28 protein-coding genes and 1 pseudogene are annotated in these 26160 nt (G+C 47.4%); 4 read left to right on the top strand and 25 right to left on the bottom strand.

What is annotated here, in order from left to right; all coding sequences use genetic code 11:
• Nucleotides 1–81 precede the first annotated feature (81 nt).
• From glyA to spoIIR, 8 genes are all read right to left on the bottom strand, one after another.
• Nucleotides 82–1329, bottom strand: coding sequence for a serine hydroxymethyltransferase (glyA, locus tag MJQ52_RS13545; protein ID WP_094247426.1), 1248 nt, complete (start codon nucleotides 1327–1329; stop codon nucleotides 82–84).
• 147 nt (nucleotides 1330–1476) lie between these two features.
• On the bottom strand, nucleotides 1477–2019 hold the full coding sequence (locus tag MJQ52_RS13540; RefSeq protein WP_007407598.1) for a TIGR01440 family protein: 543 nt from the start codon (nucleotides 2017–2019) through the stop codon (nucleotides 1477–1479).
• Nucleotides 2020–2032: 13 nt separating this feature from the next.
• The gene (gene rpiB, locus MJQ52_RS13535; RefSeq protein ID WP_003151149.1) at nucleotides 2033–2482 is read right to left on the bottom strand and encodes a ribose 5-phosphate isomerase B; all 450 of its coding nucleotides are present in this window, start codon (nucleotides 2480–2482) and stop codon (nucleotides 2033–2035) included.
• A gap of 133 nt (nucleotides 2483–2615) precedes the next feature.
• Nucleotides 2616–3071 carry a low molecular weight protein arginine phosphatase gene (locus tag MJQ52_RS13530; protein WP_029325731.1) on the bottom strand — a complete coding sequence of 152 codons (456 nt, stop codon included), beginning with the start codon at nucleotides 3069–3071 and terminating at the stop codon, nucleotides 2616–2618.
• Between the two features lie 73 nt (nucleotides 3072–3144).
• Nucleotides 3145–3702 (bottom strand): manganese efflux pump MntP, encoded by a 558-nt coding sequence (locus MJQ52_RS13525; RefSeq protein ID WP_003151147.1) that lies wholly within the window; start codon nucleotides 3700–3702, stop codon nucleotides 3145–3147.
• Between the two features lie 67 nt (nucleotides 3703–3769).
• A complete protein-coding gene (locus tag MJQ52_RS13520; protein WP_172615045.1) occupies nucleotides 3770–4810 on the bottom strand; it encodes an L-threonylcarbamoyladenylate synthase in 1041 nt (346 codons plus the stop codon).
• Nucleotides 4811–4966: 156 nt separating this feature from the next.
• Nucleotides 4967–5410 (bottom strand): hypothetical protein, encoded by a 444-nt coding sequence (locus tag MJQ52_RS13515; protein WP_003151145.1) that lies wholly within the window; start codon nucleotides 5408–5410, stop codon nucleotides 4967–4969.
• A gap of 70 nt (nucleotides 5411–5480) precedes the next feature.
• Nucleotides 5481–6161, bottom strand: coding sequence for a stage II sporulation protein R (gene spoIIR, locus MJQ52_RS13510; RefSeq protein ID WP_069449064.1), 681 nt, complete (start codon nucleotides 6159–6161; stop codon nucleotides 5481–5483).
• A 160-nt stretch (nucleotides 6162–6321) separates the two neighbouring features.
• Between spoIIR and MJQ52_RS13505 the strand changes: the two genes are divergently transcribed.
• The gene (locus MJQ52_RS13505) at nucleotides 6322–6696 is read left to right on the top strand and encodes a UPF0715 family protein (protein WP_003151143.1); all 375 of its coding nucleotides are present in this window, start codon (nucleotides 6322–6324) and stop codon (nucleotides 6694–6696) included.
• Here MJQ52_RS13505 and MJQ52_RS13500 read toward each other — a convergent pair.
• The 3 genes from MJQ52_RS13500 to prfA all read right to left on the bottom strand — a co-directional run bounded on the left by MJQ52_RS13500 (nucleotide 6683) and on the right by prfA (nucleotide 8964).
• The gene (locus MJQ52_RS13500; RefSeq protein ID WP_094247424.1) at nucleotides 6683–6961 is read right to left on the bottom strand and encodes a DUF5316 family protein; all 279 of its coding nucleotides are present in this window, start codon (nucleotides 6959–6961) and stop codon (nucleotides 6683–6685) included. The two genes, MJQ52_RS13505 and MJQ52_RS13500, sit on opposite strands and share 14 nt — an antisense overlap.
• Nucleotides 6962–7031: 70 nt before the next feature.
• Complete coding sequence (gene prmC / locus MJQ52_RS13495; RefSeq protein ID WP_146275708.1) at nucleotides 7032–7892, bottom strand: peptide chain release factor N(5)-glutamine methyltransferase; 861 nt, start codon at nucleotides 7890–7892, stop codon at nucleotides 7032–7034.
• A gap of 1 nt (nucleotide 7893) precedes the next feature.
• On the bottom strand, nucleotides 7894–8964 hold the full coding sequence (gene prfA / locus MJQ52_RS13490) for a peptide chain release factor 1 (protein ID WP_003151139.1): 1071 nt from the start codon (nucleotides 8962–8964) through the stop codon (nucleotides 7894–7896).
• Between the two features lie 111 nt (nucleotides 8965–9075).
• Here prfA and gloA2 point away from each other — a divergent pair, with 111 nt between their 5' ends.
• Nucleotides 9076–9459, top strand: coding sequence for an SMU1112c/YaeR family gloxylase I-like metalloprotein (gene gloA2 / locus MJQ52_RS13485; protein WP_003151138.1), 384 nt, complete (start codon nucleotides 9076–9078; stop codon nucleotides 9457–9459).
• Between the two features lie 110 nt (nucleotides 9460–9569).
• Nucleotides 9570–10133, top strand: coding sequence for a chromosome-anchoring protein RacA (racA, locus tag MJQ52_RS13480; protein ID WP_191073233.1), 564 nt, complete (start codon nucleotides 9570–9572; stop codon nucleotides 10131–10133).
• Between the two features lie 33 nt (nucleotides 10134–10166).
• Here the strand turns inward: racA and MJQ52_RS13475 are convergent, their stop codons facing one another.
• From MJQ52_RS13475 to spo0F, 11 genes and pseudogenes are all read right to left on the bottom strand, one after another.
• Entirely contained in the window at nucleotides 10167–11123 is a 957-nt protein-coding gene (locus tag MJQ52_RS13475; RefSeq protein ID WP_156735443.1) for an AEC family transporter, read from the bottom strand.
• Between the two features lie 85 nt (nucleotides 11124–11208).
• Nucleotides 11209–12906, bottom strand: a complete 1698-nt coding sequence (gene malS, locus MJQ52_RS13470) for an oxaloacetate-decarboxylating malate dehydrogenase (RefSeq protein ID WP_003151135.1) — start codon at nucleotides 12904–12906, stop codon at nucleotides 11209–11211.
• 276 nt (nucleotides 12907–13182) lie between these two features.
• Nucleotides 13183–13773 carry a thymidine kinase gene (locus MJQ52_RS13465; protein ID WP_191073234.1) on the bottom strand — a complete coding sequence of 197 codons (591 nt, stop codon included), beginning with the start codon at nucleotides 13771–13773 and terminating at the stop codon, nucleotides 13183–13185.
• Nucleotides 13774–13857: 84 nt separating this feature from the next.
• A complete protein-coding gene (gene rpmE, locus MJQ52_RS13460) occupies nucleotides 13858–14058 on the bottom strand; it encodes a 50S ribosomal protein L31 (RefSeq protein ID WP_003151132.1) in 201 nt (66 codons plus the stop codon).
• Between the two features lie 122 nt (nucleotides 14059–14180).
• Complete coding sequence (rho, locus tag MJQ52_RS13455) at nucleotides 14181–15467, bottom strand: transcription termination factor Rho (protein ID WP_191073235.1); 1287 nt, start codon at nucleotides 15465–15467, stop codon at nucleotides 14181–14183.
• Nucleotides 15464–15672 (bottom strand): annotated as a pseudogene (locus tag MJQ52_RS13450) (hypothetical protein). The gene rho and the pseudogene MJQ52_RS13450 overlap by 4 nt, the downstream one beginning before the upstream one ends.
• A 201-nt stretch (nucleotides 15673–15873) precedes the next feature.
• Nucleotides 15874–16839, bottom strand: a complete 966-nt coding sequence (gene glpX, locus MJQ52_RS13445; RefSeq protein WP_003151105.1) for a class II fructose-bisphosphatase — start codon at nucleotides 16837–16839, stop codon at nucleotides 15874–15876.
• Nucleotides 16840–16872: 33 nt separating this feature from the next.
• Entirely contained in the window at nucleotides 16873–18162 is a 1290-nt protein-coding gene (locus MJQ52_RS13440; protein ID WP_014306008.1) for a UDP-N-acetylglucosamine 1-carboxyvinyltransferase, read from the bottom strand.
• A gap of 310 nt (nucleotides 18163–18472) precedes the next feature.
• On the bottom strand, nucleotides 18473–19111 hold the full coding sequence (gene fsa, locus MJQ52_RS13435; protein ID WP_265210213.1) for a fructose-6-phosphate aldolase: 639 nt from the start codon (nucleotides 19109–19111) through the stop codon (nucleotides 18473–18475).
• Between the two features lie 118 nt (nucleotides 19112–19229).
• Nucleotides 19230–20087: a class II fructose-bisphosphate aldolase gene (locus tag MJQ52_RS13430; RefSeq protein WP_003151102.1), complete on the bottom strand. Its 858-nt coding sequence runs from the start codon at nucleotides 20085–20087 to the stop codon at nucleotides 19230–19232.
• A 175-nt stretch (nucleotides 20088–20262) separates the two neighbouring features.
• Complete coding sequence (spo0F, locus tag MJQ52_RS13425; protein WP_012118670.1) at nucleotides 20263–20637, bottom strand: sporulation initiation phosphotransferase Spo0F; 375 nt, start codon at nucleotides 20635–20637, stop codon at nucleotides 20263–20265.
• A gap of 164 nt (nucleotides 20638–20801) precedes the next feature.
• Between spo0F and MJQ52_RS13420 the strand changes: the two genes are divergently transcribed.
• Nucleotides 20802–21323, top strand: a complete 522-nt coding sequence (locus tag MJQ52_RS13420; RefSeq protein ID WP_077722977.1) for a DUF2529 domain-containing protein — start codon at nucleotides 20802–20804, stop codon at nucleotides 21321–21323.
• 47 nt (nucleotides 21324–21370) lie between these two features.
• On the opposite strand, the gene pyrG is transcribed toward MJQ52_RS13420, so the two are convergent.
• The 3 genes from pyrG to MJQ52_RS13405 form a co-directional block, all read right to left on the bottom strand.
• Nucleotides 21371–22978, bottom strand: coding sequence for a glutamine hydrolyzing CTP synthase (gene pyrG, locus MJQ52_RS13415; protein ID WP_003151098.1), 1608 nt, complete (start codon nucleotides 22976–22978; stop codon nucleotides 21371–21373).
• Nucleotides 22979–23218: 240 nt separating this feature from the next.
• Nucleotides 23219–23746 carry a DNA-directed RNA polymerase subunit delta gene (gene rpoE / locus MJQ52_RS13410; RefSeq protein ID WP_103526566.1) on the bottom strand — a complete coding sequence of 176 codons (528 nt, stop codon included), beginning with the start codon at nucleotides 23744–23746 and terminating at the stop codon, nucleotides 23219–23221.
• 225 nt (nucleotides 23747–23971) lie between these two features.
• A complete protein-coding gene (locus tag MJQ52_RS13405) occupies nucleotides 23972–26080 on the bottom strand; it encodes a heterodisulfide reductase-related iron-sulfur binding cluster (RefSeq protein WP_265210211.1) in 2109 nt (702 codons plus the stop codon).
• Between the last annotated feature and the right edge of the window lie 80 nt (nucleotides 26081–26160).

Here is a 26160-nt window from a genome sequence, read left to right as displayed (position 1 = left end):
ATTCTACAGAAAAAGACAAACAGTTTCAAGAAAATCATAAAAAAACCCGCCGGATTAAGGTTCCGGCGGGTTTCTTCCTTATTAATAGTCCAGATCTTTATATAAAGGAAACTTTTCAGTCAAGGCAGATACGCGCTGTCTCGCTTCTTCAAGTTTTGCTTCGTCTTCATGATTTTTCAGCGCGAGGCCGATGATGGCGCCGACTTCTTCAAGCGCATCACCGTCAAAGCCGCGGCTTGTCACAGCTGCCGTACCGAGACGGATTCCGCTTGTGACGAACGGTTTTTCCGGATCGTAAGGGATCGCGTTTTTATTAGATGTAATGCCGATTTCATCAAGAACGTGTTCAGCGACTTTTCCGGTCAGTCCGAGAGAACGGAGGTCGACAAGCACAAGGTGGTTATCCGTTCCGCCTGATACGAGCTGAATGCCCTCTTTGTTCAGAGACTCAGCCAGGCGCTTCGCGTTCGAGATGACGTTTTGCGCATATGTTTTGAAATCATCTTCAAGCACTTCTCCGAAAGATACGGCTTTGGCCGCGATGACATGCATAAGCGGTCCGCCTTGGATTCCCGGGAAAATGGATTTATCAATCTTCTTGCCGAACTCTTCACGGCAAAGGATCATTCCTCCGCGGGGGCCGCGAAGTGTTTTGTGAGTCGTTGTCGTTACAAAGTCAGCGTAAGGAACCGGATTCGGATGAAGACCGGCTGCGACAAGACCCGCGATATGCGCCATGTCTACCATGAAGTAAGCGCCGACTTCATCAGCGATTTCGCGGAATTTTTTAAAGTCGATCGTGCGGGGGTATGCGCTCGCTCCGGCTACGATGAGTTTCGGCTTATGCGCCAGCGCTTTTTCACGCACATCTTCATAATCTATATATTGCGTGTCTTTATCGACACCGTATTCTACAAAGTTGTATTGAACGCCGCTGAAATTAACCGGGCTTCCGTGTGTTAAGTGGCCGCCGTGGGAGAGGTTCATCCCGAGCACCGTGTCGCCGTGCTCTAAAATCGTGAAGTAAACAGCCATGTTCGCCTGAGCGCCTGAGTGCGGCTGAACGTTTACATGCTCAGCTCCGAAAATCTCTTTCGCGCGGTCGCGGGCGATGTCCTCAACGACATCAACATGCTCACAGCCGCCGTAGTAGCGTTTGCCGGGGTAGCCTTCAGCATATTTGTTTGTTAAAACAGAGCCTTGTGCTTCCATTACCGCTTCCGTCACGAAGTTTTCAGAAGCAATTAATTCGATCTTAGTCTGTTGACGCTTACGCTCATCTTTGATGGCGTTAAACACTTGTTTATCTTGTACAGGTAAATGTTTCATCAGCGAGATCCTCTCCTATCCGTTTCCTGTTCTTTATTTTTACCACCCTTATTGTACATGGTTTTTCAGGTGAATGTAACAGCTTATTTAAAAAAATCACAAAATTTAATTAGAAAACACGAACATTATACAGGAAAAGCATTTTCATCATTCGCATTCATAAACGGCGCGAATTCCGCCTATCAGCTTCGGTCTTGTCCGGGCCATCGTCACATGTGCTTCTCCAAGCTCACGGCTCGATATCCGGACAGGGACGGCAACGGGTTTCAGATGCATGCCGATGAACGTATCACCGATGTCAATCCCGGCGTCAGCCTGAATCGATTCAGCGAGCACTGGAGAACGCATCTGCCGGTATGCATAAGAGGCCATCGCTCCGCCCGCTTTCGGGACGGGGACGGCTGAAACAATGGGGAGCCTGAACCGCTCGGCCGTTTCCGCTTCAATGACAAGCGCCCTGTTTAAATGCTCGCAGCATTGAAAAGCAAGATGCACACCCGTTTTTTCCTTAAACCGGTTAAGTCCGCCGTATATCAATTCAGCCCAATCCCCGCTTCCGGCGGTGCCGATCCGGCTTCCGGCGGCTTCACTTGTACTGCACCCGATCACCAGCAGACTGCCGTCCGTCAGTCCTGCCTGCTCTTGAAACTCAGTCAGCATGTCCGTCCATTTTTGCTTCATCTCTTCCATTGTCCAGCACCTCTTACAGATTTTTTTCTTCGTAATCTGCGATTTTGCCGATCCGCCGTTCGTGGCGGCCGCCCGTAAATTCAGTCGTCAGCCAGACTTTTGCGATTTCGCGCGCCAGCCCCGGGCCGATGACGCGTTCGCCCATCGCAAGAACATTCGTGTCATTGTGTTCACGCGTCGCTTTTGCGCTGAAGGTGTCATGGGCAAGCGCACAGCGTATGCCCTTTACCTTATTTGCGGAGATGCTCATGCCGATGCCTGTGCCGCAAATTAAAATTCCCCTGTCAGCTTCGCCGTTCACCACTTTTTCCGCTACCGGAAAAGCGTAGTCTGAATAATCGACAGAGCCGGCGCCGCATTCACAGCCCATATCAATGTATTCAATCTGCAATTCATCCAAAAGACTTTTTATTTCTTCGCGGATATGGACGCCGCCGTGATCTGACGCAATAGCTACTTTCATTCATTTACCTCCTAGGTGTGGCTGGGCGAAGACAGCCCAGTGTGCTTGTCCTTTTTATTACGAAATCCGTTGATTTCATTCTACTCTTTCACATTCGTTTTGCAAATGACCTGTTTGCAGATTTTCTGACAGATTACTTGCTTTTCCCGTCAAGCAATTGATCAGCCAAAAGGGTCAGCAGCTCCTCCAGTTCGTCCCGCGTCTGTTTATAAACATCAAGCGGACCGCCGAACGGGTCAGAGATATCGCCGCTTTCCCCCGTCACGTATTCTTTAATGGTAAAGACTTTGCCCTGACTGTTTTGATATCGGCCTTCAATCAGCTGTTTATGCTGTTCGGTCATCGCCAGCACCAGATCGGCCGTCTCGATATGTTCTTCCGATAAGGGAGATGAACTGTGATTGAGGGCGATCCGTTTTTCAAACAGCGCTTCTACGGCATGAGCCGACGCTTTTCCGTGCGGAGACGCGAATACGCCGGCCGAGCTTACGCTGACATCCAGCCCTTTCGTTTCTGCTATGGATTTAAAAAGAGCCTCAGCCATGGGACTGCGGCACGTATTGCCTGTACAAACAAAGATTATTTTCATGTCCGTCACCTCTTACTGCCTATTATAAATGAAGAAAAAAGAAACGGCATCTTCGTTTCTTTTTTTACGTATCTTATATCGGTAAAAGCAGTTTCAGCCCGAATCCGATCAAAATGGCTCCGCCAAGCGCTTCGCTGTAGGAGCCGAGCCACGACTGCACCTTTCTTCCCGCCAAAAGGCCCGCCCATGTTAAAACGGTGCTGAAGACCCCGAACAGCGTAACGGCCAGAAACGGATTGGAGCCGTTCATCCCGAGACTGAGCCCGACAGAAAAGCTGTCCAGACTGACACCGACCGCAAACAGCAACAGTCCCGAGCCTGCCGGAGATATGAGCGGCCCGTCCGATTGTTTAAACGCGGCGATCATCATCTGCACCCCTAAAATGAAAAGAAGAGATCCGCCGATGTAAACGGCGAGCATCCCCAGAAAACCGGACAGCAGATGCCCGGCCGCCATTCCCACAAGCGGCATCATGACATGAAACAGCCCGATGACAACCCCTATATGAAAAATCTGTTTTTTCTTCAGCTGAATCATTCCCATTCCGAGTCCGACGGAAAAGGCATCCGTCCCCAAAGCAAATGCCATGATGCTTAAGGAGACAAGTTCCCCGATGAATAGATTCGACATGAATAAAAACCCCCTTGGACGTGCCCGCTTGTTTAGCTTATGCATGTCCGATAAGGGGTAGAACAAGTTAATGGATAACGGTGCCGCCTGCGGCTTTCATCAGCCTGTTCATAACGGCGAGCCCCACTCCGGTATCCGGAAAGGACTCAGAAATAATCATATCCACTTCCGCTTCATCAAAGCTGCGGAGCGCATCGTATAAGGCGGACGCCACTGTTTCAAGGTCGGCGCGTTTGCCGCAGACCTTGATATAATCAGCCTGGTAACTATCGGCGTTCTCTTCTGTTGTCAAAATGCCGATTCGTTTTCCCCGGCTTTTATATGCGTCTGCCAGTTCTTGAATTCTCCGGGCGCCGCCGTCGGCAATAGCCATCGGCGCAGAAGGCGCGTAATGTGTATATTTCATACCGGGAGAAATAGGAACCTCATCTTCTTCGGTCAGCCCTTTATCCACAAGAACCGGACCGGCGGCGGATTCAATCTGCTCTTTTGTCACGCCTCCCGGACGAAGCAGCACGGGCTGTTTCCCCGTACAGGACAGAACGGTTGATTCCACTCCGATTCCCGTCGCGCCGCCGTCCACAATACCGGCAATACGGCCGTTTAAATCATGAGCTACATGCTCGGCCTTCGTCGGGCTCGGTTTTCCTGATAAATTGGCGCTCGGCGCGGCGATCGGCAGTCCGGCCGAGCTGATGAGGGCTAATGCTGCCGGATGATCAGGCATTCTGACCGCTACCGTCTCAAGTCCCGCGGTGACACGGGGTGACAGCGCACCGGGCTTACACGGCAGGACAAGGGTCAGCGCCCCCGGCCAGAATAGCTCCATAAGCTTTTTCGCCGTCTCAGGAATATGGCTGATAAAACGATCAAGCTGGCTGATATGGGATATATGCACAATCAGCGGGTTATCGCTCGGCCTTCCTTTCGCCTCATATATTTTCGTTACGGCTTCCGTATTTTCAGCGTTAGCGCCCAGTCCGTAAACGGTTTCTGTCGGAAAAGCCACAACCTCATTCTGCCGGAGCAATTCCGCGGCTTGTGTAATTTGGGGATCGGTTGTGGATAATTCTGCGGAACAATCCACAAACCATCTTCTTGTTTTCATGTATAACCAAACTCCTTATTTTAAAGCGGTAAAACTTTATTTTCTCTCGTGTATTCCTTTTGAAAGTATAAAAGATGTCCTTTAATAAAACAAGTGTTATCCACAAACTGTGGACAACACTTTTTAATAAGTGGATAACCTTGTGTATAAGTTAGATCAGGCAGAGGTTTTCACCATTAAAAACGAACCTTCTGTGCATAACGAGTTGCGGAAATGTTCGGACGTATACAGTTCATCAGGCGCATCGGCGCACGCTTCAAATCCCATCACATTCAGAAACTCAGCAGATGAGGGCTGATTGGCGACTAAGTAGACATCTTGAATCTCATGTTTTTTGCACAGCACATCCATACTTTGAAACAGTGTAACGATATGGCTTTGATTCAGCCTGTCCGACATGACGAGTGAACGGAGAAGCCCTTTTCCGCCGCTGAATTTTTCGATCCCGAGACAGGCGGCAATCTTTTTTTCGCTGTCTTCCAGCACGATAAACCGGCTGATCTGCTGATCGATTTCCGCATGTGCCGTATCAGACTTTTTCAAAAAGGCCTCCAGCGCCTCCGTATCTTGATCTCTTGCCACTCTTAGCTGATAAAACATATATTTCCCTCCGTTTCGATCAACTCTTTCTTCCAATCTATGAATCGAATCCGGATTTATGCCTTTTGCTTCAGGAAAATAGATCTGAAATCCAATCGACGAGGAAAAACTTCACTTCGGTATCATCGTCATCTTTATTTTCTTTCTTCGCTTTATCAGCCTTCGCTTTTACGTCATCCAGCACTTTTTCTGTCTGTTTCTGCGTTTCTTCCTGCTTCTGTCCGCCGTCTTCCTGATCTTTCACCGCTTCGCCGTTTGAGAAATCAAGGAAGCACAGCGGCGGAAACAAGACGCACCACCAGTTGGCGCCCTCGCCATTGCCGAGTGTAATTAAAATCGCTTCATATTTTCCGGCCGGATAGACCATATTGCCGTACAGCTTTGTCGGAAACGAGATTTTATTGAATTGAACTGAAACGGATTGATGCGCATCCTTTTCTTTCATCGTTTGTTTGGCGATTTCTTTAATTTCAGGAAGCTTCGAACGAATGAGCCGCCGCGCTTCTTCAATGGAAGTGATATCTTTCACCCAGTCCGTAATTTGCTTGTTTACAGCATCTCTGATCTGGCGCTTGAGCTTTTGATCCTCATCGTTATCACTGTTGGCCAAAATCCTGAGCCGGATCGCTTCATCCGGTATGACGACGGGCTCATCGGCTGATGCCCGCGCCGTTTCTTCTTTTGTCAAACCCGCAAGCGCTCCTGATAATAAAAGAAAAATATATATGCAGATCATCATTGTCTGTTTCATCGGTCCCCACCGTTCCTCTCCGTGCTTTTTTTATCTAGTCCCATTATGGACATGACGGAAAAGGTTTAAACCGGCGGGAAGAAAAAAATCTAGCAAGCTGATAATCTGCATTGACAGATTCAAAATATGGTACGATATTATTTTGATAGGAGGTTTTCAGATGAAATATAATTACACCGTGCTGCTGTCGGCGGCATGTATGTCTGTCATTTATTCTATTTTGTATGTTCATCAATTCATTATCGCGGCTTTCATTTCGATGGCGTTTTATTTTTTGTTTCCTTATTTGATTTTTGCGCTGCCGCTTCAATACTTTCTGAATAAAAAGCCGAAGAGATTTCATCCGCTGTATTTTCTTTATTATTTGGGGGTGTCGTTCATTGCAAACGGGATCATCTTCGGTCTTTTGCAGCCGTCAGGCCAATCTCTGTTTTCTAATTCAGCCTTTTATATCTTTGCGGTTTTAACAGCCGTCGTCTATTGGGTATGGGATTCCGTATTGCTGCAAAGACAAAATCCGGCTACAGAAGCGTAATCAGCAGACAGCCGGCTGAAGGGAGAGCGGCGCAAAAGAAAACGGCGGCCATCTTTAAACGGGCGTGCCGTCCTTCTTCTGTTTCAGAATGATAATTGGCCCGCTGCTCCGCTCCGCTTACGGCCAGCCCGGAAACGATGACCGCTGCGACGATAAGAACAGCCGCAACGGCGCCGAAAATGATGTCAAAGCCAAACGGCAGGACAAATCCAGCCGCATAAGCTGCGGCGGCGAGTATACATCCGAAGGCGAACGCTTTTTTCAAGGCGGATGCCCCTTTCATTTTCTTTCCATTGTAACAAAAGCCCGCCGTGTGCGTCACCGGCGGGCTTTTTTCATGATGTGATGACCGCGGATACGGTTCTGTCTTTTCCGTTGATGTCCTGTACGACTTCCACTTCCGCATTCGGAAAGGAATGACGGAACAGGTCTTTCACGGCTTTTCCCTGATTATATCCGATTTCAAAGACGACAAGCGCTTTATCTTTCATGACAAGAGGCAGCTCCTCCATAAACCGCTTGTAGAATTTCAAACCGTCACCGCCGTCCGTAAGAGCATGAAGCGGCTCATGGAAACGGACGATATCCGACAAATCCGCCATTTCTTCTTCAGAAATATACGGCGGATTGGAAACAATAATATCCGCTTTTTTTCCTGATGAAATAAAAGGAGTTAACAGATCTCCCTGCAAAAAGCACACGTCCACTCCGAGGTTTTGCGCATTTCTTTCCGCCACCTGCAGCGCTTCTTTTGAAATATCCGAAGCCGATACTGAAAAATGTCCGCATTCAAGCGCAAGCGTCACCGCAATAGCTCCGCTCCCCGTACCGATATCAATGACGTTCAGTCGTTCCGCCCCGGAAAATATCCGCTTCTGTCTGTCCAGCAGATGAAACACAACTTCTTCCGTTTCCGGACGCGGAATAAGAACATCGTCATTCACAAAAAATTCCCTGCCGTAAAACTGTTCTTTCCCGATAATATATTGAATCGGAACGCCTTCTTTATGCATTTCCACATGCCGTCTGAATCGGTAAAGCTCGTCCTCGCCGACGGGCTCCTGCAGACTTGCGAGAAGCTTGCTCCGATCCATTCCGATATCATTTAACAGCAGCAGCTCGGCCGCGTTTTTTTCTCTTCCCGCTTCGGTTAAATAAGAAGAAGCCCAGCTTAGGGCTTCAAAAACGGTCTTCATCTTAATTTTCCGCCTGCTGGAGCTTGCTTGACTGGTCTTCTACGATTAACGCTTCAACCACTTCATCAAGCTTGCCTTCCAGGATTTGATCCAGCTTTTGAATCGTCAGGCCGATGCGGTGATCCGTCACACGGTTTTGCGGGAAATTGTATGTGCGGATACGCTCGGAACGGTCGCCTGATCCGACGGCTGATTTACGGGTCTGATCATATTCAGCCTGAGCTTCCTGCTGGAATTTGTCATAGATTCTGGCGCGGAGCACCTTCATCGCTTTTTCTTTGTTTTTAATCTGAGATTTTTCATCCTGACAGGATACGACGACACCGGTCGGTAAATGCGTCAGGCGTACGGCCGACATCGTCGTGTTTACGCTTTGTCCGCCCGGTCCGCTTGATGCGAATGTATCGACGCGGATGTCTTTTTCGTGGATGTCCACTTCTACTTCTTCCGCTTCAGGAAGACACGCCACCGTCGCCGTGGATGTATGAATACGGCCGCCTGATTCCGTTTCCGGAACACGCTGTACGCGGTGCGCGCCATTTTCATACTTCAGCTTGGAGTATGCGCCTTTTCCCGTAATCATAAAGATGATTTCTTTGTAACCGCCCGTTCCAGTCACGTTTGCTTCCATGACTTCAGTCTTCCAGCCTTGGATCTCGGCGTAACGGGAGTACATTCTGTAGAGATTTCCCGCAAACAGCGCAGCTTCTTCTCCTCCCGCTGCTCCCCGGATCTCCATAATTACGTTTTTGTCATCGTTCGGGTCTTTCGGGATGAGGAGCACTTTCAAACGCTCTGATAAGGTTTCCGTCTCTCCCTGCAGTTCGGAGATTTCTTCCTTCACCATTTCTCTCATATCGGCATCAAGCTTTTCCTCAAGCATCGCTTTCGCATCGGCAAGCTGTTCTGATGCGTCTCTGTATTGTCTATAGACTTCAACGGTTTCTTGTATATCAGATTGCTCTTTCGAATATTCTCTAAGCTTTTTCGGATCGTTGACCACTTCCGGATCACTTAAAAGCTCATTTAATTTTTCGTATCGTTGTTCAATTGACTGTAAACGGTCTAACACGGTCTTCACCTCTGTTTTCCTGTGCGTAACATTCTCATTATAGTATAGGGCTTATCACCAGTCAAAAGCAATTCGCCTCTGTTATACTGAAGCAAAAAAGGAGGGGCGGATATGCTGAAATCCATCCACCATATAGCAATCATATGCTCTGATTATGAAAAGTCGAAAGCTTTTTACACCGAGATACTCGGTTTCGGCATTATAAAAGAAACATATCGAAAGGAACGGGAATCTTATAAACTCGATCTGGCGCTGGACGGCGCATATGCGATTGAATTGTTTTCCTTTCCCGATCCGCCCGAACGGCCGACCAGACCGGAAGCCGCGGGTCTCCGGCATCTCGCCTTCACCGTAAACGATCTTGAAGCAGCCGTCAGGGAGTTAAAGGAAAAGGGCGTCGGCACAGAACCGATCAGAACCGATCCTCTGACGGGGAAACGGTTTACCTTTTTCTTCGATCCCGACAAGCTTCCGCTTGAATTGTATGAAGCGTAACGTTTTTTGAAGAAATGCCGCTTTCTTTGGCGAATTCCTTCTTGTTTTGTCTAACATGAAGGGAACGCCGCCTCATGGTCGAATACCTAGCAAAAAGGAGGTATGTGATCATGAATACAAACATGGCCGCGAAAGAGCTCGGTGTCTCCGCAAAAACGGTGCAAAGGTGGGTCAAGCAGCTGAATCTTCCGGCTGAACGGAATGAGCTCGGACATTATTCCTTTACACCTGAGGATCTTGATGTGCTGAAATCGGTCAAACGGCAAATTTCTGAAGGCACTGCCCTTCTGGACGTTCAAGTGCCCCGGCAGCCGAAAAAACGGACGGGCTTCATTTTGCAGCGTCCGAAAATCACTGGCGGCGCTGAACAAAGGTTGGCAGAGCTGGAGCGCAAACTGGACATTCTCACGAAAGAGAAACAAAGTGAGAACCATCTGCTTTCAAGGATAGAGGAGCTTGAACGCCAGCTGAAACAAAAGGCGGATGAAGGGGTGTCTTATCAGCTTCTTCAACACAGACGGGAAATTGACGACCTCAATACCGAATTGCAGACATTGGCCTCCCGCATCCAGGAACTTGCCCAGACAGCTCCCCTCTCAGAAACAGCCGCTTCTTCAGAACATAAGAAACCCAGAAAAAAAACGAGATTTTCGCCTTTTAAATTTCAATTCTAATCAAAAAAGCTCCCTGAAACAGGGAGCTTTTCATTATGCAGTCAGCGCAATGATGATCGGCAGTGAGATAAGAGATAAAATCGCACTGATCACGAACGCGGACGCAGTTTCTTCCTCTTGTTTTTCGAAACGTGTGGCAATCATCGCCGCTACCGCAGATCCAGGGAATGCAACGAGCAATACCGCTTTAGTGATCTGGTCAGCCGGAAGTCCGACTGCAAGAGCGATCAAGTACATCAGCGCAGGCTGAACGGCAACTTTTAACAAAGCGATACCGAAAGCCGGCAGACTGAGCTTAATGTTGCGGATACCGACAGTTACACCGACGGCGAAGAGTGCAACACCTGATGTTGTGCTTCCGAGCTGATCAAGCATTTTTTCACCCAAGCCAGGGAGTGTTACACCGCAGAGTACCAGGATGATACTGATAAGCGGTGCAGCCGCAAGCGGTTCGGAAAGACCGTGAAGAATAGACTTACCAGTCATTTTCCAGAAGTTCTCGTTTTCGCTGTCTTGTTTCTTAGATGACTCTCCGACAGTAGCGATAATGATCGCAAGCGGGTCAAGGATGGCGTTAACCACGATACCCGTAACGGCGATAGGAATCGCTACTTCGTTTGCTCCAAATAAGCTTCCGAGTACCGGAATACCCATAAATGCAAATGTCGGCTGTGCAGAGTTTAAAGAAAATACAGATGAATTCGTTAAATCATACTTGAAGATAAATTTGCAAACCAACAGAATGACGATAAAGAATCCGACAATCCCAATGATCAAAGCGACCATCAAAGGAACCTGTGATAAAAACGCACTTCTTGAAGTGGTTAAAATACTTGCGATAAAATGCGCCGGAAGCGCGTACTTCGTAACTAAGGTGCTTACCCCTTTTGCTGACTTCGCGTCATAACTTCCGAAGCGACCTGCGAACCATCCCAGCACGATCACGAAAAAGATCGGCGCCAGGAGGATTAAAATATCTAAGAAGCTCAAAATGTTCTCCTCCAAATCCTTAATGTCCGTATACTTTAGCCTTTACATAAAAGCTTTCCCTCGGACTGTAAAATTAATCGTAAAATTATTTAGCGATAACTTGTTTATATTGCGGTTTCCACATTGCATCAAGAACGGCTTGTTCTACATTCTCAGGAATGCGGTTTGCCACGCCTTCTTTAATGGCAGTTTCCGCTACGGCGATCGCAACTTTAATTGAAACTTCTTGTAAGTCGCTCATGCTCGGCAGAAGGCCTGCACCCGGTGTTTCAAAATCAACGCTTTCTGCGATTGCGTCAGCAGTTGCCGCAAACATTGCAGGAGTAATCACTTTCGCTTCTACAACGATTGAACCGAGACCAAGTCCAGGGAACGCAAATGCGTTGTTAGATTGTCCGATTTCATGAGAAACGCCATTGTACTCTACATTGTCAAACGGGCTTCCTGTCGCCACAAGCACTTTGCCGTCAGTCCATTTGAATAGATCGCTAGGAACGGCTTCAGCAAGCGGTGTCGGGTTAGACATCGGCATGATGACCGGACGCTCAACGTGTTTTGCCATTTCTTTGACGATTTCTTCACTGAACGCGCCGCTTTGGCCTGATGTACCGATTAAGATTGTCGGTTTCGCTTGACGGATCACTTCAATGAAAGGAATTTGTCCGTTTTCATCGCGTTTCCAATCTTTAATTTCTTCAGCTGTGCGCAGGTACGGCTCTTGGAAATCAAGAATGTTTTCCATACCTTCAATTAACAAGCCTCTGTAGTCCATTGTGTAGAACGCTTTGTTGGCTTCTTCTTCAGAAAGACCGGCAAGCACCATAGTGTCGCGGATTTGGTCAGCGATTCCGATTCCGGCAGATCCCGCACCGAAGACAACCACACGCTGGTCTTTAATAGACGCGCCTGTTTTCTTCATAGCCGCAAGCACACCTGCAAGCGTAATCGCGCCTGTTCCTTGAATGTCATCGTTGAATGTAAGAATTTCATGATTGTATTTCTTCATGATATTGCGCGCGTTTTTGTTTCCAAGGTCTTCCCAGTGAAGAAGAGCTTTAGGGAAATATTTAAGCGCAGCTTTTACATAAGCGTCAATGAAAGCTTCATAACGTTCGCCTTGGATACGTTCATGACGGTTACCGATGTATAAAGGATCGTTCAGAAGTTTTTCATTGTTCGTACCGACGTCAAGAACGACAGGAATAACACGGCTTGGGTCAATACCGGCAGCCGCTGTGTATACGGCTAATTTACCGATGGCGATGTTGATACCGCCTACACCCCAGTCACCGATTCCGAGGATGCTTTCTGAGTCTGTCGCAACGATCAGATCAATATCTCCGGCAGTGGCATGAAGGTTTTCAAATGCCTCTTCGATTCCTTCTACATTGTCGATAGAAAGGTAAATCCCTTGAGGTCTTCTGTACTCATGGCTGTATTCTTGAATCGCTTCACCGACAGTCGGTGTGTAAACAACCGGCAGCATTTCACGAAGATGGTTTTGAAGCAATTTAAAGAAAAGAACTTCGTTACGGTTTTGCAAATCATTCAAATACACGTTTTGGCGAAGGCGGTCCGGCTGAGCTTGAAACTGCTCGTATGCGCGTTTTGCCTGCTCATCAAGAGACAGAATTGTCGGAGGAAGCAGCCCGTCTAATCCAAGGCTTTTTCTTTCTTCTGCTGAAAACGCAACACCTTTATTTAAAGTAGGGATAGATAGAACTTCTTTTCCTCTTAAAGTAGTTTCTAAGTTGCCTTCCTTCGTTACTTTAATATTATTCAAGAAAATCTCCTTCTTTCTTCAAATAGTTAACAAAGTTAAGTAATTACCCATTTTGGCTAGTGTGATCGCGATCTGCTATATCTTTTTTTGACAATTATTCGAACAATGTCTCATAACTATTTACATTACTTAGTCATTTTATGCCTGTAAAAATGAAAATTCAAGAGATGAAAATTACTTAATTTTTTCATACTCTTTTTTAAGTTAATTAACTACAATTTTTGAAAAACCGTCAAAAAAACACCGGATTTTTTACCGATGTTTTCATGAAAAGGGTTATTTATCAGTCTGTTTTTTCGGCACTTCGTGATGATGTCTGCATCTCGCTTCGTATGACTCCGACGCGCCGACTAAAATGACCGGATCATCATAGGAAGCGGGCTTCCCGTCAATCAAACGCTGCGTACGGCTTGCCGGCGACCCGCAAACGGAGCAGACCGCCTGCAGCTTCGTCACTGATTCGGCAACCGCCATCAGATTCGGCACCACGCCGAACGGCTCTCCCCGGAAATCCATATCAAGTCCGGCCGCGATGACACGATAGCCTTTATCCGCAAGCGAGGATAAGTCGCCGATGATCGATTCGCCGAAAAACTGCACTTCATCTACCGCGATGACGTCCGTGCTTTCACTGATATGATCCCATATTTCAGCCGAAGACGAGATGACGTGGCTTGTCATGGATGTGCCGTTGTGAGAAACGACAGCCTCCTCATTGTAGCGATTATCAATGGCAGGTTTGAACACCTTGACCTCCTGCTTCGCATAAGTCGCTCTTTTCACTCTGCGGATCAGCTCTTCTGATTTCCCAGAGAACATGCTGCCGCATATCAGCTCAAGCCATCCGCTTTGCTTCATTATGTACATAGGCTATCCGCTCCCCTTTTTTTCCTGTTTATGGACATAAAAAACAGGCAAGAAGCAATTCTTGCCTGCCTGTAAAATCTATTATTACTTAAGACCGTATTTTTTGTTAAAGCGATCAACACGACCATCAGCAGAAGCGAATTTTTGACGTCCAGTGTAGAATGGGTGGCATTCAGAGCAAATCTCAACGCGTACCTCTTCTTTTACTGAGCCTGTTTCAAATTCATTTCCGCAAGCGCATTTAACTGTTGCTTTTTTGAAATTAGGATGAATTCCTGCTTTCATTGTATCCATCTCCTTCCGCCCTGAATCCCGTGTGGAAACAGAGTTATTATTCCGGAGCGAATCCGGAACGCATATGAGAGAATTATATCAGTCATTTACTGCATTTGCAAATACATTTTTTATCAGCGGCGGGCTGGTGATGAAAGGTTTGCCTGCTTCCATTCTTGGTTGATCAGATCGAAGAATTCCTGATTCGTTTTTGTTTTTTTCATTTTTCTCATAAACTTCTCTGCGAAGTCCGGAGAATCAGACATCGATTTGCGGATTGCCCATAGACGGTCAAGATGCTCTTTCGGCACGAGCAGCTCTTCCTTCCGCGTGCCGGAGCGGCGGATATCGATCGCCGGGAAAATCCGTCTTTCCGCAAGAGAACGGTCAAGGTGAAGCTCCATGTTGCCCGTTCCTTTAAACTCTTCATAGATGACGTCATCCATCCGGGAGCCCGTGTCTACGAGCGCCGTCGCCAAAATGGTCAGGCTGCCGCCCTCTTCAATGTTTCTCGCGGCACCGAAAAAGCGCTTCGGACGATGGAACGCAGCCGGGTCAATCCCGCCGGAAAGCGTACGTCCGCTTGGCGGGATAACGAGGTTGTAGGCCCGTGCCAGGCGGGTAATGCTGTCCATCAGAATGATAACGTCTTTTTTGTGTTCAACGAGACGCATCGCCCGTTCAAGCACAAGCTCCGCTACCTTAATGTGATTTTCCGGCACTTCATCGAACGTCGAGCTGACGACATCGCCCGCTACGGAACGTTCAATATCCGTTACTTCTTCCGGTCTTTCATCAATTAAGAGAACGATCAATTCAGCGTCAGGCTGATTTGTCGTAATGCTGTTAGCGATTTCTTTTAACAGCATGGTTTTACCGGCTTTCGGCGGCGCCACGATCAGACCGCGCTGGCCGAAACCGACGGGAGCCATCATATCGAGAATTCTTGTTGAGAGATAATTCGGTTTCGTCTCAAGCACCATTTGGCGGTCCGGATAAAGCGGAGTCAGCGCGGGAAAATGAACGCGCTCTTTCGCAGATTCCGGATCGTCTCCATTTACCGCTTCAACGTGCAAAAGTCCGTAATAGCGTTCGTTTTCTTTCGGCGGACGCACCTTGCCGGATACTTTGTCACCGTTTCTTAAATCAAAGCGGCGGATCTGGGAAGCAGAAATATAGATGTCTTCTGAGCTTGGCGAGTAATTAATCGGTCTGAGGAAGCCGAATCCTTCCGATTGGATGATTTCGAGCACGCCTTCCATAAACAGAAGATCCTCCTGCTCGGCGTTGGCTTTCAGGATGGCAAAGATTAATTCTTTTTTAGTCAGTTTGCTGTAGTAGGAGATTTTATAATGTCTGGCCAGTTCATATAGTTCTTTTAATTTCATATTTTCCAAAGAGGAAATAGATACGTCTTTCATAAAAACACCACGCTTTTCATAGTCAATGTATTGCTGTTTTCATTCAAATCGGCTGCTTCGCATGATTCCGCCAAAGCACATTCTTTTATAAAACGTTCAGGAACTTCTATCGGTAACACTTCCACCCATGATCGGCGCTTTTTTAAAAAAGGAATGTCTTAATGAGTTTTGAAGGAAGCGAGGACAAAAACTTGAGAAGATCAATATTTATATCGTCTGTATGCGGTAGAATTTGAAAATTTCCCAGTACTCAAAAGAAGGAATGACACAGAAAAATCGCAGCACTCTTTATTTTTACCTCATTTCAAAAAATTATTCAACTTAAATAATGCTTTGACATATAAATGATAGGGTTGACTCTTTTTTGCAAAAGAAAAGCGGGACTTTCCGTCCCGCTTTTCTCTATTTATGGCCGGATCACAAGATTTGGTTTTTTCTTCAGGCTGTGTCTTCCGTCAACGAATCGGACCGTTCCTGATTTCGCCCGGATGACCAGGCTTTCAGTCGTGCCGACGGAGCCTTTGAACTGAACGCCTTTCAGCAGCTCTCCGTCCGTGACGCCCGTTGCGGCAAAAATGGCGTCATCCCCTCTCACAAGGTCCTCCATCCGGAGCACTTTGGATACATCAAGGCCCATTCGCTCACAGCGCGCCTGCTCTTCCGCACTTTGCGGCAGAAGCCTGCCGATGATTTCGCCGCCTAGCGCTTTTAACGCAACGGCAGACAGCACGCCTTCAGGAGCCCCGCCTGAACCGAAGAGAATGTCTACTCCCGTATGGTCAAAGGCCGTATTGATGGCGCCCGCGACATCGCCGTCGTTGATCAGTTTGATTCTGGCGCCCGCCTCACGCAATTCAGAGATGATTTTTTCGTGTCTGTCACGATTTAAAATGGTTGCCACGACATCTTCAATGTCTTTATTTTTCGCTTTCGCAACGGCTTTTAAGTTATCAATGACAGGCGCTTCGATATCGATGCAGCCTACCGCTTCGGGACCGACCGCGATTTTTTCCATATACATATCCGGGGCGTTCAGCAATGTTCCATGGTCGGCGACCGCGATCACCGTCAGCGCATTCCAGCCGCCGCTCGCTACGATGTTTGTGCCTTCAAGAGGATCGACGGCGACATCGACGCGCGGGCCGTATCCGTTTCCGAGCTTTTCGCCGATGTAAAGCATCGGCGCTTCATCCATCTCGCCTTCCCCGATCACGACCGTGCCTTTCATCGGCACCGTGTCAAACACGTCACGCATTGCGCTTGTCGCCGCATCATCAGCTTCATCTTTTTTCCCGCGGCCCATCCATCTGGCAGATGCTAAAGCCGCCGCTTCAGTGACTCGAACCAATTCCATCGATAAGCTTCTTTCCATTTCAACACGATCTCCTCTCAAAAGTCCGCATTTCTATGAATTTTGGAGCTGTTCTATCTCTTCGTCCGTCAGCCTTTGCCGCCAGATTGTGGCGCCCAGACCTTCGAGTTTTTTCTCAAGATTGCTGTAGCCGCGGTCTAAATGCTCGAGACCGGTAATTTCGGTTACGCCGTCAGCCATGAGCCCGGCGACGACCAGACAAGCGCCTGCACGCAGATCGCTCGCCTTTACTTTTGCGCCCTGAAGCTCGGCCGGACCGGTGATAATGGCCGACCTGCCTTCCACTTTCATATTGGCCCCCATCCGTCTCAGCTCATCTATATGTTTAAATCGGGCCGAGTAGATGGTGTCGGTTACGACGCTCGTGCCACTGGCTCTCGTTAACAGAGATGTCATCGGCTGCTGAAGATCAGTCGGGAATCCCGGGTAAACAAGCGTTTTTACGTCGACCGGTTTTATCTGCTTCTGCCCGCCGAGCATAAGAAGCTGATCGTCACTCGTCTCAATGTAAAAACCCATTTCCCTGAGCTTCGCCGTTAAAGACTCCAGGTGAGTCGGTATGACATTATCAATAATGACTTCTTTCCCCATCGCGGCGCCGGCGATCATAAAGGTGCCCGCCTCAATTCTGTCCGGAATGATCGTATGCCTGCATCCGTGCAGCTCTTTTACGCCGTCGATTCTGATTACATTGGTTCCCGCGCCTTTGATCTTCGCGCCCATGCTGGTGAGCAATGTGGCAACATCAATAATCTCAGGTTCCTTGGCGGCGTTTTCTATCACGGTTTTACCTTCAGCCAGTACAGCGGCAAGCATGATATTGATCGTCGCTCCGACGCTGACGACATCTAAATAAATCCGTGCGCCTCTCAGCCTTTCGGCGCGCAGATAAATCGCGCCTTGTTCATTGGTGACTTCCGCTCCAAGCGCCTCAAACCCTTTGATATGCTGGTCAATCGGCCGCGGACCGAGATGGCATCCGCCCGGCAGTCCGATGACCGCCTGTTTGAAGCGGCCGAGCATCGCGCCCATTAAGTAATAGGAAGCGCGGAGTTTTTTCACTTTGCCGTTGGGAAGCGGCATGCTGATCATCGGGGAAGGGTCAACGACCATTTCTCCTTTTTCAAAATGGACGTTTCCGCCGATTTCTTTCAGCAGGTCACGCAGCGTTTCAATATCTGAGATCTCCGGAAGCCCTTCGATCGTTACTTCGGAATTTGCCAGAATGGTTGCGGGTATCAATGCGACGGCGCTGTTTTTCGCGCCGCTGATATGTACGGTTCCGTTTAACGGATCGCCGCCGGCAATATTCAACTTTTCCATGATAGTCTCCTTCCATAAGAAGATAGCTGCGGAGCGTAAATAAAATGGCATTTTATTCTGTCTCTGCAAATAAAGCTCTTGTCCAAAATGTAGCCAATTCGAAGAGAAAGAATACAAGGACATTATAAAATAACAGGAAGAAAATAGCGAAGCTTTGCGGGGCATTTTTAACACAGGATGCACAGAGGCCCGCCGGGTTCATATTCCGGGGAAACACACTCTTCACTTTGATACTGAAGGCCCGCTGCCAAACAGGAAAACATAAGGGTGCGGCAAACGGATGCAACCGGTTTGCCGCCCTTTTCGCCCCTTATTTATTCCAGTCAGCCAAGAATTGCTCGATGCCTTTATCCGTTAACGGATGTTTCGTCAGCTGGTGAATGACTTTCAGCGGCATCGTACCGATATGCGCACCGCGTAAAGCGGCTTCAGTCACGTGCTGCGCATGACGGATGGAAGCTGCGATGATTTGAGTATCAATGTCATGAATGTCAAAAATCTGTCTTATTTCTGAAATCAGTTCAAGACCGTTATGGCCGATGTCATCCAGACGGCCTAAGAACGGAGATACATAAGTCGCCCCGGCTCTTGCCGCCAAAAGCGCCTGGTTGGCGCTGAAAATGAGCGTTATGTTTGTTTTAATGTTCAGGTCGCTCAGCGCTTTTACGGCTTTTAACCCTTCAGACGTCATCGGGATTTTCACCGTAATATTCGGCGCGATTTTCGCAAGTTCTTTACCTTCTTCAATCATTTCTTCAGCATTCAGGGAAATGACTTCCGCGCTTACTGATCCGCTCACGACTTCCGTAATCTCACGAAGTCTGTCATGGAAAGACACGTCAGCTTCTTTTGCCACTAAACTAGGATTTGTCGTAACTCCGGCAAGAACGCCAAGTTCATAAGCTTCTTTAATCTCGTCAATGTTTGCTGTATCAATGAAAAATAACATAAGGAAAGCCTCCCCAGTAATAAATTTTCAGAACTGTAAAACATGATTGCGCTTTCTAAAGGTAAGACATAAAACCGCCTGTCAATGCTGTCAGGCGGTTTATGGATGTTACATTGAATTAAGCTTGGTTTGAAGAACCGAACTCACGCATTTTGCCGATAACCGTTTCTTTGATTGCTTCACGAGCAGGTCCAAGATATTTACGAGGATCGTATTCGTTCGGCTTAGCTGCCAATGTTTCGCGGACAGCTTTTGCAGAAGAAATTTGGTTTTCAGTGTTTACGTTGATTTTAGCCGTACCAAGTGAGATTGATTTTTTAATGTCGGCAGTCGGAATTCCTGTACCGCCGTGAAGTACTAACGGAAGGCCGGTTGATTTTCCGATATCTTCCATTTCTTTGAAACCGAGGTTCGGTTCGCCTTTGTAAGGACCGTGAACAGAACCCAGTGCAGGTGCAAGGCAGTCGATGCCAGTGCGCTCTACAAGTTCTTGACACTCTTTAGGGTCAGCATAGATTACGCCTTCAGCGATCACGTCATCTTCCTGTCCGCCTACAGTTCCAAGCTCAGCTTCAACTGAAACGCCGTGGAAATGAGCAAGCTCAACCACTTTAGCTGTAGTTGCTACGTTTTCCTCAAACGGATGGTGAGATGCGTCGATCATTACAGAAGTGAAACCTGCATGAATCGCTTTCGCACAAGATTCAAAGCTTGAACCGTGGTCTAAGTGAATCGCGACAGGAACTGTCACTTTGTATTCTTCCATAAGAGCTTTAACCATGGCAACCACTGTTTTGAAGCCGCCCATGTAGCGTCCCGCGCCTTCTGAAACACCAAGAATAACCGGGGATTTTTCCTCTTCTGCTGCTTGTAAAATAGCTTGAGTGAACTCAAGGTTATTTAAGTTAAATTGTCCAACAGCATATCCTTTTTCTTTAGCTGTATTCAACATTTCCGTCATTGAAACTAAAGGCATGTCGAAAGTCCTCCTTATGTAGCCTGATTTGCTTCTTCTCGAAAAAAGCTTTCCACCTATAGCATGACCATAAAAACCTGTCATATGTAAAACAACAGATCGCTTTTTCTCCATCTCTAGGATACCAACTTTTCGACAAATCGGCAACACAATGACATAATTGTTTCTAATTTTATTAATTCGATTTTAGAGGTAAATATTTTTTCACCGCGTCTCTGATCTCATCAATGTCAAAAGGTTTCGCAAAATGGGTCAGCGCTCCGAGCTCTTTTGATTCCTTAATCATATCGAGTTCTCCGTAAGCGGTCATGATAATGACGCGGATGGATTCGTCGATCATCTTCATGCGCTTGAGAATTTCGATACCGTCCATGCCGGGGATTTTCATATCTAAAAGCACGAGATCGGGCCGTTCTTTCGTTACAATGTCCAGCGCCTGTATGCCGTTGGCGGCCTGAAACGTCTGGTACCCTTCTTTATGAAACACTTCATTGAGCAATATGCGTATACCGTATTGGTCATCTACGATTAAAATCTTTTCATTCATCATTTTACACCCCAATATTATCATTTTCGTCAAAAGGAAGCAGTTGTTTATGTATTCTGTTTGATTTTCACATTTCCTTTAATTATAATAGTCTACTTTCCGACATTTTCTGAGCATTTTCTCTTTTGTTGTATACTGTTCTTGTATGTGTAAAGGAGGTTTCACTCATGTTAAAGATATTTACGACGCAGCTTGCAGGCATTTTTTCCCGCATTCAGGATAAGGAATCCGAAGCAATAGAAGACGGCGCGCGCCTGCTGGCGCAGGCAGCCGTCAGCGGTCATACCATTTATTTATACGGCGCAAATGAGATGCAGGGCATTTTGTGCGAGGCGGAACTCGGCTCAGAACCGATGCCTTCCGTCAAAGCGTTTCCGGATACAGCTGATTCGGTTACAGAAAGCGACAGGGTGCTGATGTTTTGTTCAGGTCCGGGCACAGCTGAAGAACAGGCGCTGGCTCAAAAGCTTTATGAAAAAGGGGTCGGCCTCGTTTGCGTATCTCCTGTCATCAAAGATCAAACCGGGATTGAGGAATTTTGTGATGTTCATATTGACAGCAAATTAAAAATGCCGCTTCTGCCCGATGAAGACGGGACAAGATACGGCTTTCCTTCATTAATGACAGGCCTGTATGTCTATCACGCGCTATCCTTTACGTTAAAGGAAATGATGCAGGAATATGCCTGATGCAGAAAAAAGACTTGCCGCTTTTAAAGGAGGCAAGTCTTTTTTTATTACTTCTGTTCTGCAGCTTGTACGGAAGCGCCGATAAAGTCTTTGAATAAAGGCTGAGGTCTTGTCGGTCTTGATTTGAACTCAGGGTGGAACTGGCAAGCGACATACCAAGGATGGTCTTTCAGCTCGATGATTTCCACAAGACGGCCGTCAGGGCTTGTTCCTGAGAACACAAAACCGTTCTCTTCCATTTGCTGTCTGTATTCGTTGTTGAATTCATAACGGTGGCGGTGGCGTTCGTATACCACTTCATCCGCATACGCTTCGAAGGCTTTCGTGTCTTCCTGAAGCTTACAAGGGTACAGTCCGAGACGAAGCGTTCCTCCAAGATCCTCGACATCTTTTTGTTCTGGCAGAAGGTCGATGATCGGATAAGGAGTGGACGGATCGATCTCCGCAGAGTGAGCCCCTTCCAGACCTAATACGTTTCGCGCATATTCAATGGATGCAATCTGCATACCGAGGCAGATGCCGAAGAACGGAATTTTATTCTCACGCGCATACTTGGCGGCGATGATTTTCCCTTCTACGCCGCGATCCCCGAAACCGCCGGGCACGATGATTCCGTCTGTGCCGCCAGTCAGCTCTTGAATATTGCTTTCTGTCACTTCTTCGGCGTTAATCCATTTGATCTTCACATCAGCGTCAAACGCATAGCCCGCGTGGCGCAGTGATTCAACGACTGAAATGTAAGCGTCCTGAAGCTCGACGTATTTACCGACAAGGCTGATTGTAATGGTTTTAGACAAGTTTTTCACTTTCGTGACAAGGTCTTTCCATTCCGTCATATCCGGGTCTTTGCATTCTAATTTCATATGATCGCAGACAAGCTTATCGAGTCCCTGCTCCTGAAGGTTAAGCGGGATGGAGTAAAGGTTGTCCGCATCTTCGCACTCGATGACCGCTTTCGTGTCAATATCGCAGAAGAGCGCGATTTTATCTTTCATATCTTGAGAAATCGGCATTTCCGTGCGCACGACGATGATATTAGGCTGAATACCGAGGCTTCTCAGCTCTTTTACGCTGTGCTGTGTCGGTTTTGTTTTCAGCTCGCCCGCCGCTTTGATGTACGGAACAAGCGTACAGTGAATGTACATCACGTTTTCATGGCCGATGTCGCTTTTCATTTGACGGATGGCTTCAAGGAACGGAAGGGATTCGATGTCTCCCACTGTTCCGCCGATCTCAGTAATGACTACATCTGCGTTTGTTTCTTTGCCTGCACGGTACACACGGTCTTTCAGTTCATTTGTGATGTGCGGAATGACCTGAACCGTTCCGCCGAGGTAGTCCCCGCGGCGCTCTTTTTTCAATACGGCAGAATAGATTTTACCGGTCGTCACGTTGCTGAATCTGTTCAGATTAATGTCAATGAACCGCTCATAATGCCCTAAGTCAAGGTCAGTCTCAGCGCCGTCATCGGTAACGAATACCTCACCGTGCTGGTACGGGCTCATCGTTCCCGGGTCAACGTTGATATAAGGGTCAAATTTTTGGATGGTGACGCTCATGCCTCTGTTTTTCAAAAGGCGGCCAAGTGATGCTGCCACAATTCCTTTTCCGAGTGATGATACAACTCCCCCGGTTACAAAAATATATTTCGTCATTTCGTTTGCTCCTCTCTTCGGTCTGCGCTACATTCCTTAAAATGTGCCGTTTTATAGAAAATCATTTCACTAAAAACAAATGATGTGTAAAAGAATTTGGGAGATGAAAATAAGAAAGCTCCCTTTCAATTTCTTGAAAGGGAGCGTAGCACTCTTATGAATTCTCTTCTTTTTGAAGAGCCCAAAATACATACTACATAGTTCGACAATGAAAGTCAAGATCGTTTTGCTGATATAAAATCAGTCTTTGCGATCCTCTTCTTCATCATCATAATCTTCCTCATCTTCTTCAATCATCTCATCTTCAATCTCAAGCTCGTCGTCATCTTCTTCATCGATATCTTCGTCGTCAAAGCTGTCTGCGTCAAGGTCAATATCTTCTTCCATTTCATCGAGATCGATGTCATCTTCATCAACTTCCTCGAATTCATCAAGATCGAGATCTTCCTCAACGGCTTTTTTCGCTTTTTTCTTTTTCGCTTTTACAGTCGGCTGTGTTTCTTCGTCCAGCTGATCGTACGGATACCAGCTGCGGAGCCCCCATGTCTGATCTGACAGAGCAATAAAGCGGCCGTCAATGTTGAGGTCTGTATAAAATTGGGCGATACGGTCGCCCAGTTCCTCTTTCGTAACACCGAGCAAGGAGATCATTTCATTCAGCAGCTCCTGGAACGGAACCGGTTTTTTATGTTCTGAGAAAATTTCGTGAGCGATTTCAACTAAAGCCATCTGCTTCAGCTGTTCCTGAGAATATTGTTTGATACCCAAGGTCGGACACTCCCTTTCTATTACTTATATGTATCTGTTTCTATCCTATAATAAGAACGAATTTGTATTGTTTTGTTCATAAACCATACCTCTCATTATAAACAAATTAAAACAGAATATGCTACCCTAAACAGCGTAATTTAAGAAATTTTAGAGCCTTCCCTTCATAAATCGGCTGATGTGCGAAAACAAAGCCGCCGGTATGCGCCGGCGGCCCGCTTCTTTCTATAAAGACTCTTGTTTTTCGGCGCCGAATACAGACATGGCGAGCAATTCACTGACATCATAAGTACCGATCGCGTCTTCGGCTTCTTTCGCTTTCGTACCGTCACCGAGCATGGTCAGACAGTAAGGACATCCGGAGCTGATGACCGTCGGACTGACAGAAAGCGCCTGCTCAGTCCGGGCCGTGTTGATCCTCGCTCCCGTTTCTTCTTCCATCCACATGAGCCCTCCTCCGGCGCCGCAGCACATCCCGTTTTCGCGGCTGCGCTCCATTTCCTTCAATTGAACGCCCGGAATGGCTTTTAAGATCGCTCTTGGCGGCTCATACACTTCGTTGTATCTTCCTAAATAGCACGAGTCATGGAAGGTAATCGTTTCATTGACCGGGTGAAGCGGTTTTAGTTTCCCCTGTGACACAAGCTCGGCTAATAATTCAGTATGATGATAGACTTCGGCCCGGAATCCGAAATCAGGGTATTCATTTTTGAACATATTATAGGCGTGCGGATCAATTGTGACGATTTTTTTGATTCCGTGTTTTTCAAATTCGCCGATGTTGTGTTCCGCCAGCTCTTGGAACAGAAACTCGTTGCCCAAACGGCGCGGCGTATCGCCTGAGTTTTTTTCCTTATTGCCGAGAATCGCAAAGGATACGCCCGCTTCATTGAGCAGCTTTGCAAATGAAACGGCAATCTTTTGGCTCCTGTTGTCGTAGGAACCCATTGAGCCGACCCAAAACAAGTAGTCGAACTCTTTGTCTTGTTTTTTCATTTCTTTCACTGTCGGAATCTCTGTATCAGCCTGCTCCCGCCAGTTCTCCCGCTCTTTCCGGTTTAAGCCCCACGGGTTTCCCTGTCTTTCAATGCTTGTCATGGCCCGCTGCGCGTCGCTGTCCATCTTCCCTTCCGTGAGCACAAGATAGCGGCGCAGATCGATAATTTTATCAACGTGTTCATTCATGACCGGACATTGATCTTCACAGTTGCGGCAAGTGGTGCACGCCCAAATCTCCTCTTCCGTGATGACCTCGCCGATTAAGCTCGGGTTGTAATCAATGGCTGCCGCCGCTTCACGCGATCCTCCCCCTGAGGAAGCCGCGGCGAGCTGATTCGCCTTCGTGTGCTGAAAAACGGGCGCGGGCACCCACGGAGATTTTGACGTCACGGCAGCGCCTTTTTCCGTCAAATGGTCTCTGAGCTTTAAAATGAGGTCCATCGGCGAGAGCATTTTGCCCGTACCGGAGGCCGGACACATATTTGTACAGCGGCCGCATTCGACGCAGGCGTAAAGGTCGACAAGCTGAGAGCGGCGGAAGTCTTCAATCTTTCCGACGCCGTAGCTTTCTTTCGTCTCATCGGTAAAATCAATTTTTTCCAGCTTTCCTTTTGAATCCAGCCTGCTGAGGAACACATTCGCCGGACCCGCAATTAAGTGCGCATGCTTTGATTGCGGCACGTACACTAAAAAGCTGAGCAAAAACAACAGATGAAGCCACCATGAAACATAAAATACGGCGGCGGCCGCCGGCGCTGAAAGACCGCCGAGCACAAACGCAATGGAGGAAGCGATCGGTTCCGTCCAAGACAGAGAATGATCGTGCCATAAAAGGTTCATGGCGTTCCCGAGAAGCACCGTCACCATCAGTCCGCCGATAAACAGCAGGACAAGCCCCGCTTTAAACCCGCGTTTCAGTCTGACGAGCTTTTCAATGTAGCGCCGGTAAAACGCCCAGACTACGGCGATTAAAATCAGAAACGTGACGATTTCCTGAAAAAAGGTAAACGCCGGATAAAGCGGGCCGAACGGCAGATGCCGGTCAGGTAGCAGCCCTTTCAGAATAAAATCAATTGCGCCGAACTGAACGAGTATAAAACCGTAAAAAAACAGAACGTGGATGATTCCGCTCTTTTTATCTTTCAGCAATTTTTTCTGTCCGAACACATTCACCCATATCTTCTGAAGACGTTCTTTCAGGCGTTTATCAAATTCTTCCCTTTGGCCGAGCTTAATATAAGTGATCCTCGTTCTGATCAGGTAAACGAATAAATAAACGGCGTAAGCGGTTACAGCTGAAAACAGCAGCGCGTTTACCATGAGAAATGCGTTCATCTTGTCTCCCCCTTTGTTCTGATTCCCCTCTTTATTGTCATATCTTTACTTTATCATAAATAATGAATGAGTGTTCAGTC

Source organism: Bacillus sp. jun7 (assembly GCF_051034795.1).
In the GTDB taxonomy this organism is placed as follows: Bacteria; Bacillota; Bacilli; order Bacillales; family Bacillaceae; genus Bacillus; species Bacillus velezensis.
The sequence above is the reverse complement of the archived record's forward strand: the minus strand, read 5'-3'. Positions and strand labels throughout refer to the sequence as shown.

Bases quoted from the DNA above. Each gene is read 5' to 3' on its own strand.
- MJQ52_RS13530 (WP_029325731.1), bottom strand. From the start codon at position 3,071: ATGAAAATAATCTTTGTTTGTACAGGCAATACGTGCCGCAGTCCCATG.
- MJQ52_RS13440 (WP_014306008.1), bottom strand. From the start codon at position 18,162: ATGGAAAAGTTGAATATTGCCGGCGGCGATCCGTTAAACGGAACCGTA.
- MJQ52_RS13405 (WP_265210211.1), bottom strand. From the start codon at position 26,080: ATGAACGCATTTCTCATGGTAAACGCGCTGCTGTTTTCAGCTGTAACC.
- racA (WP_191073233.1), top strand. From the start codon at position 9,570: ATGAATACAAACATGGCCGCGAAAGAGCTCGGTGTCTCCGCAAAAACG.
- MJQ52_RS13515 (WP_003151145.1), bottom strand. From the start codon at position 5,410: ATGTTTTATCAGCTAAGAGTGGCAAGAGATCAAGATACGGAGGCGCTG.
- pyrG (WP_003151098.1), bottom strand. From the start codon at position 22,978: ATGACGAAATATATTTTTGTAACCGGGGGAGTTGTATCATCACTCGGA.
- fsa (WP_265210213.1), bottom strand. From the start codon at position 19,111: ATGTTATTTTTCATTGATACAGCAAACATTGACGAGATTAAAGAAGCT.
- prmC (WP_146275708.1), bottom strand. From the start codon at position 7,892: ATGAAGACCGTTTTTGAAGCCCTAAGCTGGGCTTCTTCTTATTTAACC.
- spo0F (WP_012118670.1), bottom strand. From the start codon at position 20,637: ATGATGAATGAAAAGATTTTAATCGTAGATGACCAATACGGTATACGC.
- rho (WP_191073235.1), bottom strand. From the start codon at position 15,467: ATGAAAGACGTATCTATTTCCTCTTTGGAAAATATGAAATTAAAAGAA.
- spoIIR (WP_069449064.1), bottom strand. From the start codon at position 6,161: ATGAAACAGACAATGATGATCTGCATATATATTTTTCTTTTATTATCA.
- rpmE (WP_003151132.1), bottom strand. From the start codon at position 14,058: ATGAAAGCAGGAATTCATCCTAATTTCAAAAAAGCAACAGTTAAATGC.
- MJQ52_RS13420 (WP_077722977.1), top strand. From the start codon at position 20,802: ATGTTAAAGATATTTACGACGCAGCTTGCAGGCATTTTTTCCCGCATT.
- MJQ52_RS13525 (WP_003151147.1), bottom strand. From the start codon at position 3,702: ATGTCGAATCTATTCATCGGGGAACTTGTCTCCTTAAGCATCATGGCA.
- MJQ52_RS13505 (WP_003151143.1), top strand. From the start codon at position 6,322: ATGAAATATAATTACACCGTGCTGCTGTCGGCGGCATGTATGTCTGTC.
- MJQ52_RS13540 (WP_007407598.1), bottom strand. From the start codon at position 2,019: ATGGAAGAGATGAAGCAAAAATGGACGGACATGCTGACTGAGTTTCAA.
- glyA (WP_094247426.1), bottom strand. From the start codon at position 1,329: ATGAAACATTTACCTGTACAAGATAAACAAGTGTTTAACGCCATCAAA.
- glpX (WP_003151105.1), bottom strand. From the start codon at position 16,839: ATGGAAAGAAGCTTATCGATGGAATTGGTTCGAGTCACTGAAGCGGCG.
- rpiB (WP_003151149.1), bottom strand. From the start codon at position 2,482: ATGAAAGTAGCTATTGCGTCAGATCACGGCGGCGTCCATATCCGCGAA.
- MJQ52_RS13430 (WP_003151102.1), bottom strand. From the start codon at position 20,087: ATGCCTTTAGTTTCAATGACGGAAATGTTGAATACAGCTAAAGAAAAA.
- MJQ52_RS13465 (WP_191073234.1), bottom strand. From the start codon at position 13,773: ATGTACATAATGAAGCAAAGCGGATGGCTTGAGCTGATATGCGGCAGC.
- MJQ52_RS13520 (WP_172615045.1), bottom strand. From the start codon at position 4,810: ATGAAAACAAGAAGATGGTTTGTGGATTGTTCCGCAGAATTATCCACA.
- gloA2 (WP_003151138.1), top strand. From the start codon at position 9,076: ATGCTGAAATCCATCCACCATATAGCAATCATATGCTCTGATTATGAA.